14 protein-coding genes are annotated in these 13,390 nt (G+C 57.0%); 5 read left to right on the forward strand and 9 right to left on the reverse strand.

What is annotated here, in order from left to right:
• Window positions 1–33: 33 nt before the first annotated feature.
• Window positions 34–1,446 carry a type I glutamate--ammonia ligase gene (gene glnA, locus ACK4FF_RS05875; protein ID WP_409705822.1) on the reverse strand — a complete coding sequence of 471 codons (1,413 nt, stop codon included), beginning with the start codon at window positions 1,444–1,446 and terminating at the stop codon, window positions 34–36.
• A 336-nt stretch (window positions 1,447–1,782) separates the two neighbouring features.
• Between glnA and ACK4FF_RS05880 the strand changes: the two genes are divergently transcribed.
• A complete protein-coding gene (locus ACK4FF_RS05880; protein WP_409705825.1) occupies window positions 1,783–2,250 on the forward strand; it encodes a rhodanese-like domain-containing protein in 468 nt (155 codons plus the stop codon).
• On the opposite strand, the gene ACK4FF_RS05885 is transcribed toward ACK4FF_RS05880, so the two are convergent.
• From ACK4FF_RS05885 to ACK4FF_RS05915, 7 genes are all read right to left on the reverse strand, one after another.
• Window positions 2,223–2,615 (reverse strand): fluoride efflux transporter FluC, encoded by a 393-nt coding sequence (locus ACK4FF_RS05885; protein ID WP_409705828.1) that lies wholly within the window; start codon window positions 2,613–2,615, stop codon window positions 2,223–2,225. The genes ACK4FF_RS05880 and ACK4FF_RS05885 overlap by 28 nt on opposite strands.
• On the reverse strand, window positions 2,612–3,064 hold the full coding sequence (moaE, locus tag ACK4FF_RS05890; RefSeq protein ID WP_409705831.1) for a molybdopterin synthase catalytic subunit MoaE: 453 nt from the start codon (window positions 3,062–3,064) through the stop codon (window positions 2,612–2,614). Before moaE ends, ACK4FF_RS05885 begins: the two co-directional genes overlap by 4 nt.
• Before the next feature lie 28 nt (window positions 3,065–3,092).
• Window positions 3,093–3,350: a molybdopterin converting factor subunit 1 gene (moaD, locus tag ACK4FF_RS05895; RefSeq protein WP_409705834.1), complete on the reverse strand. Its 258-nt coding sequence runs from the start codon at window positions 3,348–3,350 to the stop codon at window positions 3,093–3,095.
• Entirely contained in the window at window positions 3,341–4,570 is a 1,230-nt protein-coding gene (glp, locus tag ACK4FF_RS05900; RefSeq protein WP_409705837.1) for a gephyrin-like molybdotransferase Glp, read from the reverse strand. Before glp ends, moaD begins: the two co-directional genes overlap by 10 nt.
• A 141-nt stretch (window positions 4,571–4,711) precedes the next feature.
• On the reverse strand, window positions 4,712–6,127 hold the full coding sequence (thrC, locus tag ACK4FF_RS05905) for a threonine synthase (protein ID WP_409705840.1): 1,416 nt from the start codon (window positions 6,125–6,127) through the stop codon (window positions 4,712–4,714).
• Window position 6,128: 1 nt separating this feature from the next.
• Window positions 6,129–7,442 (reverse strand): homoserine dehydrogenase, encoded by a 1,314-nt coding sequence (locus ACK4FF_RS05910; protein WP_409705843.1) that lies wholly within the window; start codon window positions 7,440–7,442, stop codon window positions 6,129–6,131.
• Between the two features lie 5 nt (window positions 7,443–7,447).
• Window positions 7,448–8,674, reverse strand: coding sequence for a pyridoxal phosphate-dependent aminotransferase (locus ACK4FF_RS05915; protein ID WP_409705846.1), 1,227 nt, complete (start codon window positions 8,672–8,674; stop codon window positions 7,448–7,450).
• A 122-nt stretch (window positions 8,675–8,796) separates the two neighbouring features.
• On the opposite strand from ACK4FF_RS05915, the gene ACK4FF_RS05920 reads away from it, so the two are divergent.
• The 4 genes from ACK4FF_RS05920 (at window position 8,797) to ACK4FF_RS05935 (ending at window position 11,837) form a co-directional block, all read left to right on the forward strand.
• Window positions 8,797–9,174 carry an Mth938-like domain-containing protein gene (locus ACK4FF_RS05920; protein ID WP_409705848.1) on the forward strand — a complete coding sequence of 126 codons (378 nt, stop codon included), beginning with the start codon at window positions 8,797–8,799 and terminating at the stop codon, window positions 9,172–9,174.
• A 19-nt stretch (window positions 9,175–9,193) separates the two neighbouring features.
• On the forward strand, window positions 9,194–9,565 hold the full coding sequence (locus ACK4FF_RS05925; protein ID WP_409705851.1) for an SMR family transporter: 372 nt from the start codon (window positions 9,194–9,196) through the stop codon (window positions 9,563–9,565).
• Between the two features lie 71 nt (window positions 9,566–9,636).
• Window positions 9,637–10,104 (forward strand): peroxiredoxin, encoded by a 468-nt coding sequence (locus tag ACK4FF_RS05930; protein WP_409705854.1) that lies wholly within the window; start codon window positions 9,637–9,639, stop codon window positions 10,102–10,104.
• A gap of 65 nt (window positions 10,105–10,169) precedes the next feature.
• Window positions 10,170–11,837 carry a PhoH family protein gene (locus ACK4FF_RS05935; protein ID WP_409705857.1) on the forward strand — a complete coding sequence of 556 codons (1,668 nt, stop codon included), beginning with the start codon at window positions 10,170–10,172 and terminating at the stop codon, window positions 11,835–11,837.
• Window positions 11,838–11,927: 90 nt separating this feature from the next.
• Here ACK4FF_RS05935 and ACK4FF_RS05940 read toward each other — a convergent pair whose 3' ends face one another.
• Window positions 11,928–13,325 carry a replicative DNA helicase gene (locus ACK4FF_RS05940; protein WP_409705860.1) on the reverse strand — a complete coding sequence of 466 codons (1,398 nt, stop codon included), beginning with the start codon at window positions 13,323–13,325 and terminating at the stop codon, window positions 11,928–11,930.
• Between the last annotated feature and the right edge of the window lie 65 nt (window positions 13,326–13,390).

Genomic DNA, 13,390 nt, shown 5'->3' on the forward strand with positions numbered 1-13,390 from the left:
CCTTCAGATCATTCGATCAGCACAACGCCTGATTTACAGGGCGTAGTACATGTCGAATTCGATGGGGTGAGGAGTCATGCGATAGCGCTGAACTTCGTCCATCTTCAGGGCGATGTAGGCTTCGATCATGTCTTTGCTGAACACACCACCGCGAGTCAGGAACTCGTGATCGTTTTCCAGGGCTTCCAGAGCTTGCTCCAGGCTGTGGCACACGGTTGGAACCAATGCGTCTTCCTCGGGAGGCAGGTCGTACAGGTTCTTCGTGGCGGCTTCACCGGGGTGAATCTTGTTCTGAACGCCGTCCAGACCAGCCATCAACATGGCGGAGAACGCCAGGTAGGGGTTGGCCATGGGGTCCGGGAAACGGGCTTCAATACGGCGGCCTTTGGGGTTCGCAACGTAAGGAATACGGATGGAAGCAGAACGGTTCTTGGCAGAGTAAGCCAGCTTCACAGGCGCTTCGTAACCAGGCACCAAACGCTTGTAGGAGTTGGTGGATGGGTTGGTGATCGCGTTCAGTGCGCGGGCGTGCTTGATGATACCGCCGATGTAGTACAGGGCGAAATCGGACAGGCCAGCATAGCCGTTGCCGGCGAACAGGTTTTGACCGTCTTTCCACACGGACTGGTGCACGTGCATGCCAGAACCGTTGTCGCCCCACATGGGCTTGGGCATGAATGTGGCGGTCTTGCCATAAGAGGCAGCCACGTTCCACACGGTGTACTTCAGGATTTGAGTCCAGTCAGCGCGCTTGGTCAGTGTTGAGAACACGGTACCAATTTCGTTCTGGCCAGCGCCAGCCACTTCGTGGTGGTGCACTTCAACGGGCACGCCTTGCTGTTCCAGCAACAGACACATTTCGGAACGGATGTCCTGGAAAGAATCGACTGGAGGCACGGGGAAGTAACCGCCTTTGACGGTTGGGCGGTGGCCCAGGTTGCCGTGTTCATAGTCGATGCCAGTGGACCAAGAGGCTTCTTCGGAATTGATCTTCACGAAGGAACCTTGCATTGTGTCGCCCCAGGTGATGGAGTCGAAAATGAAGAATTCGGGTTCTGGACCGAAGTAGGCGGTGTCGCCCAGGCCAGACGCTTTCAGGTAAGACTCAGCGCGGCGAGCGATGGAACGTGGGTCACGGTCGTAGCCCTTGCCATCTGTAGGCTCAATCACGTCACAGGTCAGAATCAGTGTGGGCTCTTCGCGGAACGGGTCCATGCGGGCAGAGTCAGCATCGGGCATCAGCAGCATGTCGGAGGCTTCAATGCCCTTCCAGCCGGCAATCGAGGAACCGTCAAACGCGTGGCCATTTTCGAATTTGCCTTCGTCAAACTGTTTGACGGGCACTGACACGTGATGTTCTTTACCACGGGTGTCGGTGAAGCGGAAATCAACAAACTTGACTTCGTGTTCCGCAACCATCTTGATTACGTCTTGGGCGGTCGCCATTGAAATCTCCTGGTACTAGGGTGGATAGTGATCAAAAACGCTGTGGGGAGTGAGCTCTCCATAACAGGCGAAAAGATAGCACGTTCGGGTGATGCTGATGCCTGTACCGGAATGAATTCACGCCGCGACTTGCAGGATGTAGCAAACCATGTGCCAAGACGGGTTAACCCAAAACCTCAGTGGAATCAAGGCCACCTATTGGGGGCAATCAAACAAGTCCGCACCACAATTGGGCATACACAAGCATTCGCACACTATTGGTGCATTTCAACAAAAGACTTTATTGGCGCATTTGCATATAATCCGATAGTCACTTAACTCATCCGATGCGCCACCATGGTCAGCCAACCCACCGCCCTGCTCGATCAAGCGCGCGAACGCGCCGCGAACCTTGACCTGCCCTATCTGGGGGCTCTCACACCGCAAGAAGCCTGGGCCTTGCTGCAAACCAACCAAGACGCTGTGTTGGTCGATGTTCGAACCCAGGCGGAAATGGACTGGGTGGGCTCGGTGAGTTTTTCAGAAGACCGACTGGCCCATGTGGAATGGAGCACTTACCCAGAAGGCACGCGGAACACCCGTTTTATTGAAGAATTGGCGGCTCGGGTTCAACCACATCAACCGGTGCTGTTCTTGTGCCGAAGCGGCGCACGCTCGCACCACGCAGCCACATTGGCCGCCAAACACGGATTTGATTTCGCCATCAATGTGCTGGAAGGCTTCGAGGGCGACAAGGATGACAACCATCAACGCAGCAGCGTCAATGGCTGGCGTTTTCACGGGCTGCCCTGGGAGCAGCACTGAACGATTTTCAGGCCCACGACGAACAGCAGAAGGCAAATGCCAACGTGGCACACCGCATGGGCCAATGCCAGCCAGGGGCGCTGAAACATCAATTGCGCGCCCTCAGCAGTGAACGATGAGAATGTGGTCAACCCACCCAACACGCCGGTCATCAGAAACAGGCCTGTGGCCTCTGTCCTCAGCCAAGTGGCCCCGAACAGGCCGAACAGCACGCCAGCCAACAGGCCGCCCACTGCATTCACAAACAGGGTGGGTGCCGCAAAAGGCAACCAAGCGGGTTGCCCCAGTACAAGCCCACTGACCCAACGCAGCAGGCCCCCAAGACCTGCACCTATGAACACAAGGAAAGCGTTGAATGCTGTCATGGGCTGCTCCTCCAGCGCGCACGCGCGGAATCGTCGCTGTCGCGTGCAGACACCCAACGCGAACCCTCAGAAGTGTCTTCCTTCTTCCAGAACGGCGCTTCCGTCTTCAGATAATCCATGATGAACTGGCAGGCCAAAAACGCCTGCTCGCGGTGGGCGCTGGCGCAAGCCACCAGCACAATCTGATCCGTGGGCAACAGAGGCCCGACCCGGTGTATCAACGTGGCGGCCAACACATCAAAACGCTGGTCCGCCTCATCCAGAATGCGGTCAAGGCTTTTCTCGGTCATGCCCGGGTAGTGCTCCAGGGTCATGGCCTGCACAGCCTGCGATTCGTTCACATCCCGAACCGTGCCCACAAAACTGGCCACCGCCCCCACCTGTGCCAAACCTGCCCGCAAAGCTGCAACTTCCGCGCCCAAGTCGAAATCGTCAGTCTGAACGCGCATGGTTCGCCTTTGCATCAGCCCAGGCATGTCAGCCCCCTGTTACTGGAGGAAAAAACGCCACCTCAGCACCATCGTCAATCTCGGTGTCGTCTTGGGCCAATTCCTGGTTGACTGCCACATTCAAGCGCCTTTCATCCTCAAATGCCCGGGCAAGGCCCGGCTGCGTACTCAACAGGTGTGCCCTCAGCCCGGCCACGGTCATCGGTTCAAACTGCGCATCCAACCGCATCTGGTCCACACCGGCTTTCTCTTTCAAGCCTGCAAAAAACTTGACTGTCACTGCCATGCCATCAAATCCCGCAAAGTTACACACATCACCGTTTGCCCTTCTTCCACCTGTTGCCCGGGTGCCAAGCGCACCAAAGCCGAACTGTGATGCAGCGAACTCAACACACCCGACCCTTGGTTGGGAAACAGGGAGACCGCCCCATCAGGCCCGTGGTGAACCCGAAGAAACTCTTCCCTGCGAGGGTCTGGTCGAGCCCAGTCAAAACCGGCTTGCACCGGGCGCAGGGCCAGGCGCCAATCACAATCGGCGCTGCGGCGGCCAGACAATAAGCCCAGAAACGGTTTGACAATCAGCAGGAAAGACAAAGCGCTGGACACCGGGTTACCCGGCAGACCGAAAAACCAGCAGCGGCTTTCATCGGGCCGTTTGACATGCCCAAACGCCACTGGCTTGCCCGGTTTCATGGCCACTTTCCAACTCTCCAAGGCACCCAGTTGTTCCAGTGCAGGCTTCACATGGTCTTCCTCACCCACAGAAACGCCACCAGAGCTGATGATGACATCCTGATTGGACAAATTCCGGATAGCCTCCACGGTGGCCTGCAAATCGTCAGGAACAATGCCGATGGTATGAACTTCAACAGCCATGCCAGAAAGAAACCCCACCCACACGAACTCGTTGGAATTGTAGATTTCCCCAGGCCCCAAGGCCTGGCCGGGCGCCTGCAGCTCGCTGCCGGTGACCATCACACCAACTTTCAAGGGGCGATACACCTGCACACTGGCCACGCCGACCGAGGCCAACAAACCCAATTGCAAAGGCCCCAGAACCGTGCCCGCGTGCAGCACAGTAGCGCCTTCAGCGATGTCCTCCCCCCGGCGTCGAATAGATTGCCCAAACTTGGGTTGATTGGCCAACACCACACGGCCATCGTCCAGTTCCTGAACCTGTTCTTGCATCACCACCGCATCAGCGCCTTCAGGCACCTGCGCCCCGGTGAAAATTCGGGCGACAGTTCCAACAGCCAATGGCCCGGGGTTAGCACCGGCTGGAATGCGTTGAGACACTGACATCGGCGCCCCCTCGTGTATCTCCGCAACCCGCACTGCGTAGCCATCCATGGCGCTGTTGTCGAAGGCAGGCACATTCATGGAAGACACAACATCCTGTGCCAGCACTCGCCCTTGGGCCAGCGCCAAGGGGAAGGTTTCGGTGGGTCGTTCAGCGTTCATGGCACGCGGCCACAAATCGTCCAGCAATTGATCCAATGTCAGCATGGTAATACGTCTGAAAATGTGAGTTGGCCACAGCGCCCACTGCCCTAGAAGCATACCGCAGTGCGCTTGGCCCTCCAATGCAACAAACCCCAATACACCAGCGCATATTGGGGTTTGTCGAGGCACTACACAGGGATGCGTTTACAGCCCGGTGTGCTCCTGAATGAACTGCTTGATCTGAGGCACGGAAATCGGCATGTTCACCACCCGCTGTGGCAGCTTTTCGATTCCTTCGAAGGCTGCGGGCACAGGGGGAGTCAGACCAACAGCCTCTTCAATGGTTTCTGCAAACTTCACAGCCAGCGCGGTTTCCAGCACCACCATGGGCACACCGTCTTCCACAAACGGCTTGGCCACTTTCACCGCGTCGGCGGTGTGAGTGTCAATCAGTGTGCCAGTGCGTTCAAACACCTCGCGGATGGTGTTCAGGCGGTCGGCATGGCTGGACGAGCCCGATACAAACCCATAGGTGGCCTCAACGGCTTTGAATCGCGCATCAGAAGACAAATCGAACTGCCCGTCGCGGGCCAGTTGGTCCCACAAGGCTTTGAGGGCAACGGGGTCGCGGCCCAGCAGGTCATACACAAAACGCTCGAAATTGGAGGCTTTGGAAATGTCCATGGACGGGCTGGACGTGATGAAGGTTTCCGCAGACTTGCGGGGCCGGTACACCCCAGTCTTGAAGAACTCATCCAACACATTGTTTTCATTGGTGGCCACCACCAGCTTGCGGATGGGCAAACCCATCATGCGGGCAATGTGACCGGCCAACACGTTACCGAAGTTGCCAGACGGCACCGCAAAACTCACAGGGTCGCCCACTTTGGCCGCCACACGCAGGTAGGCATTGAAGTAGTACACCACCTGAGCGGAAATTCGGCCCCAGTTGATGGAGTTGACCGTGCCAATTTTTTGGCGGCTCTTGAACGGCAAGTCCTCAGACACCGCCTTGACCATGTCCTGACAATCGTCAAACAAGCCCTCAACAGCGATGTTGAAAATATTGGGGTCTTGCAGGCTGTACATCTGGGCGCGCTGGAAGGCGCTCATTTTGCCTGCGGGGCTGAGCATGAATACGCGCACACCCTTTTTGCCACGCATGGCGTATTCGGCGGCCGACCCGGTGTCACCGCTGGTGGCGCCCAAAATATTGAGCTCCTGACCGACTCGGGCCAATTGGTACTCAAACAGGTTGCCCAGCAACTGCATGGCCATGTCTTTGAAGGCCAAGGTTGGCCCGTTGGACAATTCCAGCACGGTCATTCCGTCGAACAACTCGCGCACAGGCGTAATCGCCTCTGTGCCGTACACCGCTTTGGTGTAAGTCTTGGTTGTCAGGGCTTTCAAGTCTGCCTGCGGAATGTCCGTGGCATAGTGCTTCAGCACTTCAAAAGCCAATTCCGCGTAGCTCAACCCCTTCCAGCTTTCCAGCGTGGGCAGGCTGATTTGCGGGTAGTGCTCAGGCACGGCCAAGCCACCATCCGGTGCCAAGCCTTCCAGCAAAATGTCGGAGAACGCTTGGGGCTGCATGCCCCCGCGGCTGCTGAGGTATTTCATGTCAGCTCAAGTCCTCTACGCGAATGCGGGCCACTGAACCGTGCACCGTGGGCAGCGCTTCGATGGCCGCAATGGCTTTGTTCACATCGCCTTCGATGCAACGGTGGGTCAGCAATACAATTTCAGCCGTGTTGCTTTCGTCGTTGGCCTGACGCTGAATCATGGCTTCAATCGAGATGTGGCCTTGGGCCAGAATGCGCGTCAGCTCGGCCAACACGCCGGGCTTGTCGTCAACTTTCAAGCGCAGGTAAAACGCCGTTTCTACCTCGTCCATACTCAGGCGCGGCAGGTCGGCCATTCCATCCTTCTGGAATGCCAGCACAGGTGTGCGGCTTTCGATGGGCGCGTCTTTCAGGCGTGCAATTTCGATCAGGTCAGCCACCACAGCCGAGGCTGTGGGCAAACTGCCAGCACCGGGGCCATAGAACAGGGTTGGGCCCACAGCATTGCTCTTGACCAGCACGGCGTTCATCACGCCTTCCACGTTCGCAATCAGCCTGCGGTTGGGAATCATGGTGGGGTGCACGCGCAGTTCAATGCCCTTGGCAGTGCGCTTGCTGATGCCGAGCAATTTCACGCGGTAGCCCAGTTGTTCCGCAAACTCAATGTCGGCTTTGGTCAGTTTGGTGATACCTTCCACGTAGGCTTTGTCAAAGCTGACCGGCACACCAAAAGCGAGGCTGGAGAGCAAAGTGATCTTGTGGGCTGCGTCGATGCCTTCAATGTCGAAAGTGGGGTCCGCTTCGGCGTAACCCAATTGCTGGGCCTGGGCCAAAACGTCTGCAAAGGGCAAGCCCTTGTCCCGCATTTCCGACAGAATGAAGTTACAGGTGCCGTTGATGATGCCCGCGACGTATTCCACCTGGTTGGCCGCCAAGCCTTCCTTGATGGCCTTGATGACCGGAATGCCACCCGCCACAGCAGCTTCGAAGGCCACCATCACGTTGGCTTTGGCAGCAGCGGCAAATATTTCATCGCCGTGCACAGCCAACAGCGCCTTGTTGGCGGTCACCACGTGTTTGCCCGACTCAATGGCCGCCAGCACCACTTTTTTGGCAATGGTGTAGCCACCAATCAACTCCACAACCACATCGATGTCGTCGCGCTTGATGACTTCGAATGCATCGCCCGACACCGTGACGCCGGGGCCTGCCAATTCACGGGCTTTGTCCACATTCAAGTCAGCGATTGCCTTGATTTCAATGGGAAAGCCGACGCGGCGCGTGATCTCTTGGGCGTTCATGGTCAAAACATTGAATGTGCCCGAGCCCACAGTGCCCAAGCCGACCAAGGCAACTCGTAAAGGTGTAGTCATGATGCTCAACCCGCGTTCTTTTTGCGGTAACTGTCCAGGAAACGTGCAATTCTACCGACTGCATCGGTCAGGTCGTCGGTGTTGGGCAGGAAAACCACCCGGAAATGATCCGGATTGATCCAATTGAAGCCCGTTCCCTGCACCACCAGCACCTTTTCCGCTTCCAGCAGCTCAAGAATGAATTTTTGGTCATTCTGGATCGGGTACACCTTGGGGTCCAGGCGGGGAAACAGGTAAAGCGCCGCCCTGGGCTTGACGCAGGTCACCCCGGGAATGGACGTGATCAACTGGTGCGCCAAGTCGCGCTGGCGGGCCAGGCGGCCACCGGGGCCCACCAAGTCATTCACGCTCTGGTAGCCGCCCAGCGAGGTTTGAATGGCGTACTGCCCCGGCACGTTGGCACACAGGCGCATGGAGGCCATGATGTTCAGGCCGTCGATGTAATCCATCGCGTGGCGCTTGTCACCGGAAATCACCATCCAGCCAGCGCGGTATCCACAGGCTCGGTAATTCTTGGACAGGCCATTCATGGTGATGAACAGCACATCATCCGCCAGCGAGGCGATCGAGGTGTGCTGGGCACCGTCGTACAGCATCTTGTCGTAAATTTCATCTGCGAAGATGATGAGCTGGTGCTCACGCGCAATCTGCACCATTTCCTGCAACACCGCATCCGGATACAACGCACCGGTGGGGTTATTCGGGTTGATGATCACCAAGGCTTTGGTTTTTTCGGTAATCAGGGACCGCAGATGGTTCAAATCGGGTGCCCAGTCCGATTGCTCGTCGCACAGGTAATGGCGCGGCGTACCGCCCGCCAAACTGACCGCCGCAGTCCACAGCGGGTAATCAGGCGCAGGCAACAACACTTCATCGCCATTGTTCAACAGGCCCTGCATGCTCATCACAATCAGTTCAGACACGCCGTTGCCTACAATAATGTCGTCCAGCGTGACACCCTTGATGTTCTTTTGCTGGCAGTAGTGCATGATGGCTTTGCGGGCTGCAAACAGGCCCTTGCTGTCACTGTAGCCACTGGCTGCGCCGAGGTTCAGGATCACGTCCTGACGCACTTCATCGGGCGCTTCGAAGCCGAATGGCGCCAGGTTACCGATGTTCAGTTTCAGAATGCGGTGCCCGTCCTCTTCCAGTTGGCGCGCTCGCTGCATCACCGGTCCGCGAATGTCATAGCACACGTTGGCCAGCTTGGCTGATTTGAGGATGGGTTTCATAAATTCGTTCTGGAGTGGTGGTTGACTGGTCTTGCGCGCCGATCAGCGCGCAAAGTCTTATAATTTAACCCTTTCAGGCCCATGTCGACAACACTGGGCCCGCAGTTGGGAGCAACTTTCGCATGAAATTTCAACCGGAAACCGTCGGTCAAGGGTGGGTCGTTCAGGCCTACGACTCCAATGGCCTCGTGGTCAATGGACAACGCTTTGAACACAGCCTGATTTTTGGCAGCCAACTGCCCCCTCAGGCGTGGCCAGACGGCCTTGACAAGGCATTCACGCTGGACTCGGCCCGCTGGGTTCATGGCCAATGCCCGGAAGGCACGGAAGTCCTGCTGGTGGGCACCGGGGCCAAACAGGTTTTTCCGGGCATGGACATACGCCGGTTTTTTCTGGACCTTCGTTGCCCGGTTGAGTACATGGACAGCCAGGCGGCCGCACGCACCTACAACATTCTGATGGCAGAGGGGCGACAAGTGATTGCAGCCCTCATTCTGTGAACCCCTGCAAGGCAACGTCATGACCCTGTACGCATTTGGCTTGATCATGTCGGGTGTGGTGCTCAATGCACTGGCCCAATTCTTGTTGAAAATGGCCACCAACAAGGTCGGCGTCATTGAAGCGTCCAGCGCACTCAGCCTGTCAGCCATGTCCGCCCTGTTTCTCCAGTGGCCCATGATCCTGGGCCTGTTCTGCTACGGCTTTTCCTTGCTGATCTGGCTGATGGCCCTGTCGCGTGTGGATGTCACCTTGGCCTACCCCATGCTGGCCTTTGGTTATGTCATCAATGCAGCCGCGGCACAGGCTTTCCTGAACGAGCCTGTCAGCCTTCAGCGTTGGGTAGCCATCGGCGTCATACTCCTTGGCGTTGCCCTTCTGGCGCGCTCTTAAAGCACGGTTCACAAAGCGGGGCTATACTGGCCTCCCGTTTTTGGTGTCCACAACAACAAAGGAACGAAGTCATGAGCCTTGAACTGAACCACGCCATTCCCGATTTCACCGCCCAAGCCACAGGCGGAAGCATCAGCCTGTCAGGCCTGAAGGGCAAACGAGTGGTCATTTATTTTTACCCCAAGGACAACACCCCAGGCTGCACGACCGAGGGCGAAAACTTCCGTGATTTGCATGGCGAATTTGAAGCCTTGGACACCGTCATCCTGGGTGTTTCGCGTGACTCATTGAAAAGCCACGAGAACTTCAAAACCAAAATGGAATTCCCGTTTGAACTCATCAGCGACGCCGATGAAGCCGTCTGTACCCTGTTCGGGGTGATCAAAATGAAAAACATGTACGGCAAACAGGTTCGCGGAATTGAAAGAAGTACCTTTGTAATCAACAGGAAAGGTGAGCTTACCCAGGAATGGCGCGGGGTTAAGGTGCCCGGTCACGCACAGGCAGTGCTTGACTTTGTGCGCTCAATGAAGGACTAATAACGCATGGGCGCAGGCGTGACGACCCTGCGCATACTTAGGACTTCCTTCCATTGATCGTTCACATGCCGCTGCCCAAAGAACCGACCAAACTCGCCTCGACACTGACCAACATCCCCGCGATTCCTGCCCCCAAAGCCAAGCGGGCCAGCAAAAAAACTGCAGCCATACTGACCGAGCCCACTGCGGGCGCCCCCAGCAAGCCTCCATTGACCTTGGCTTCCAGCAATCCTGTTGTGGCCCGCGACACGCAAGTGCCAACGCCCACGGGAAAAAACGCCGGAACCAAAGCAGCATCGGCCAAACAGTCGGCGGCTGATAAGGTCAACCGTTCGCGCAGGCAAGTCAGCCAAAGTGGCCCCAAGATTTACGTGCTGGACACCAACGTGCTGATGCACGACCCAACTTCCCTGTTCCGCTTTGAAGAACACGATGTGTTCCTGCCGCTGATCACACTGGAAGAATTGGACAACCACAAGAAGGGCATGTCGGAAGTGGCTCGCCACGCACGGCAAGTCAGCCGCTCGCTGGACGCCCTCATGGAAAATGTGGACGCCATCGAGAAAGGCGTTCCGCTGAACCGGTTGGGCAATGCCGATGCCTTGGGCCGCCTTCTGGTGCAAACCACCGAGCTGTCGGCTGAACTGCCCAAAACCCTGCCCGTGGGCAAGGCCGACAACCAAATCTTGGGTGTGGTGTATGCCCTGGCCAAACAACACCCCGGCAAAGAAGTGGCCTTGGTGTCCAAAGACATCAACATGCGCATCAAGGCACGTGCCTTGGGCTTGTTGGCCGAGGACTATTTCAACGACCAAGTGCTTGAAGACAGGGACCTCCTGTATTCGGGCCACCTGGAACTGCCTGCTGATTTCTGGGAGAAGAACAGCAAAGGCATCGAGAGCTGGCAGCAAGGTGGATCAACCTACTACCGCATCAGTGGCCCGGCAGTCAAAGACATGATGGTGAACCAGTTCGTGCATTGCGACACTGGGCTACCCTTGATTGCACAAGTCATCGAGATCAGTGGCCGCACGGCCGTGCTGAAAACCCTGCGGGACTTCAGCCACAACAAGAACAGCATTTGGGGCATCACCGCACGCAACCGCGAGCAGAATTTCGCCCTAAACCTGTTGATGAACCCAGAATGTGATTTCGTGACCCTGCTGGGCCAGGCTGGCACCGGCAAAACCCTGCTGGCCTTGGCTGCAGGCCTTTCCCAGGTGCTTGAAAGCAAACAGTATTCTGAAATCATCGTCACCCGCGCCACCGTGCCTGTGGGTGAGGACATCGGTTTCCTGCCCGGCACGGAAGAAGAGAAAATGGCCCCGTGGATGGGCGCTTTCGAGGACAACCTTGAAGTGCTCAACAAGCCCGACCCCAGTGCTGGCGACTGGGGGCGCTCAGCCACCACCGACTTGATTCGCACCAAAATCAAGGTCAAGTCCATGAACTTCATGCGGGGCCGCACTTTCATCAACAAGTTCCTGATTATTGATGAAGCGCAGAACCTGTCGCCCAAACAAATGAAAACCTTGATCACCCGGGCTGGCCCCGGAACGAAGGTGATTTGCTTGGGGAACTTGGCGCAGATTGATACGCCTTACCTGACGGAAGGCTCGTCAGGCTTGACGTACGTGGTGGACCGCTTCAAAGGTTGGCCACACGCCGGGCACATCACCTTGCAACGTGGCGAGCGTTCACGCTTGGCCGACTTCGCGTCGGACAACCTGTAAGACCCAGTGAATTGACGCAAAAAAAAACGGGGGCAGGTGCCAAACACCTGCCCCCGTTTCGTTTTAGAAAGCCGTCTTGACGCGCAGTGCCTACTCGCCCTCGGGCTGCGGCCCGGCGTAATTGTCGAACTTGGTGTATTGGCCCAGGAAAGTGACTCGCACGGTGCCGATGGGGCCGTTACGCTGCTTGCCGATGATGATTTCTGCGGTGCCTTTGTCTGGCGAATCCGGGTTGTACACCTCATCGCGGTAAATGAACAGAATCACGTCAGCATCCTGCTCAATCGCGCCTGATTCCCGCAAATCACTCATCACCGGACGTTTGTTCGGCCGCTGTTCAAGGCTTCGGTTCAACTGGGACAGCGCAATCACCGGGCAATTCAACTCTTTGGCCAAGCCTTTGAGTGAGCGTGATATTTCGGAAATTTCAGTGGCGCGGTTCTCACCGGGCGAAGACGAACCCATCAGTTGCAGGTAATCGATAATCACCAAACCCAACTGGCCACATTGACGCGCCAGGCGGCGGCAACGCGCGCGCACTTCCATCGACGACAGGGCGGGCGTTTCGTCAATGAACAGCTGCGCACTTTGCATCTTGCTGACGGCGTAGGTCAGGCGCGGCCAATCTTCATCGTTCAGACGGCCAGTGCGCAAACGGTGCTGATCCAGCCGCCCGACCGAGCCCAGCAAACGCATGGCCAGTTGGTTGGCGCCCATTTCCATGGAAAACACCGCAACAGGCAGCCCCTCTTCCACGGCCACATGTTCGCCAATGTTCAAACTAAACGCGGTTTTACCCATCGACGGGCGGCCTGCAACGATGATCAAGTCGCCTGGCTGAAGCCCAGAGGTTTTGCCATCCAAGTCCAGAAAACCGGAGGGAATGCCGGTGATGTCGCTGCTGTGGTCCCGGTGGTACAACTCGTCAATGCGCTCGACTACCTTGCTCAACACTGGCTGCAAATCCTGAAAGCCCCCTGCCCCCCTGGCACCATCTTCCGCAATCTTGAAAATTCGGCTTTCCGCTTCGTCCAGAATGGCCTTGGTTTCTTTGCCCTGCGGGTTCAAGCAGGTGGTGGTGATGTCGTCGGCAATGGTGATCAAGCGGCGCAGCACCGCGCGTTCTCGCACAATTTCCGCGTATCGACGGATGTTGGCCGCAGAGGGCGTATTGGTGGCCAGCGTGTTCAGATAGGCAAGCCCACCCACCTCTTCGGCCTTGCCCGAAGACTGCAAAGCCTCGTACACAGTGATGACGTCAGCGGGACGGCTGGAATCGATGAGCTTGGCGATGTGTTCGAAAATAACCCGATGATCGTACCGATAGAAGTCTTCGGAACGGATGACGTCACCGATCCTGTCCCAAGCCTGGTTGTCGAGCAACAAGCCGCCCACCACGGACTGCTCAGCCTCAAGAGAATGTGGCGGCACGCGCAGATTGGCCAGTTCAGAGGCAGGCCGGTTCGATTCAGATGCAAATGCGTTCATGGGATGGGATCAGGGAAAACAAATAAAAAAGGCCACCCGGAGGTGACCTTTCTTTGACGGGTCGG

The sequence above is a fragment of the Limnobacter sp. genome (assembly GCF_046297615.1).
Lineage (GTDB): Bacteria > Pseudomonadota > Gammaproteobacteria > Burkholderiales > Burkholderiaceae_B > Limnobacter.

Bases quoted from the DNA above. Each gene is read 5' to 3' on its own strand.
- glnA (WP_409705822.1), bottom strand. From the start codon at position 1,446: ATGGCGACCGCCCAAGACGTAATCAAGATGGTTGCGGAACACGAAGTC.
- ACK4FF_RS05885 (WP_409705828.1), bottom strand. From the start codon at position 2,615: ATGACAGCATTCAACGCTTTCCTTGTGTTCATAGGTGCAGGTCTTGGG.
- thrC (WP_409705840.1), bottom strand. From the start codon at position 6,127: ATGAAATACCTCAGCAGCCGCGGGGGCATGCAGCCCCAAGCGTTCTCC.
- ACK4FF_RS05940 (WP_409705860.1), bottom strand. From the start codon at position 13,325: ATGAACGCATTTGCATCTGAATCGAACCGGCCTGCCTCTGAACTGGCC.
- glp (WP_409705837.1), bottom strand. From the start codon at position 4,570: ATGCTGACATTGGATCAATTGCTGGACGATTTGTGGCCGCGTGCCATG.
- ACK4FF_RS05915 (WP_409705846.1), bottom strand. From the start codon at position 8,674: ATGAAACCCATCCTCAAATCAGCCAAGCTGGCCAACGTGTGCTATGAC.
- ACK4FF_RS05920 (WP_409705848.1), top strand. From the start codon at position 8,797: ATGAAATTTCAACCGGAAACCGTCGGTCAAGGGTGGGTCGTTCAGGCC.
- moaD (WP_409705834.1), bottom strand. From the start codon at position 3,350: ATGGCAGTGACAGTCAAGTTTTTTGCAGGCTTGAAAGAGAAAGCCGGT.
- ACK4FF_RS05925 (WP_409705851.1), top strand. From the start codon at position 9,194: ATGACCCTGTACGCATTTGGCTTGATCATGTCGGGTGTGGTGCTCAAT.
- moaE (WP_409705831.1), bottom strand. From the start codon at position 3,064: ATGCGCGTTCAGACTGACGATTTCGACTTGGGCGCGGAAGTTGCAGCT.
- ACK4FF_RS05935 (WP_409705857.1), top strand. From the start codon at position 10,170: ATGCCGCTGCCCAAAGAACCGACCAAACTCGCCTCGACACTGACCAAC.
- ACK4FF_RS05910 (WP_409705843.1), bottom strand. From the start codon at position 7,442: ATGACTACACCTTTACGAGTTGCCTTGGTCGGCTTGGGCACTGTGGGC.
- ACK4FF_RS05930 (WP_409705854.1), top strand. From the start codon at position 9,637: ATGAGCCTTGAACTGAACCACGCCATTCCCGATTTCACCGCCCAAGCC.
- ACK4FF_RS05880 (WP_409705825.1), top strand. From the start codon at position 1,783: ATGGTCAGCCAACCCACCGCCCTGCTCGATCAAGCGCGCGAACGCGCC.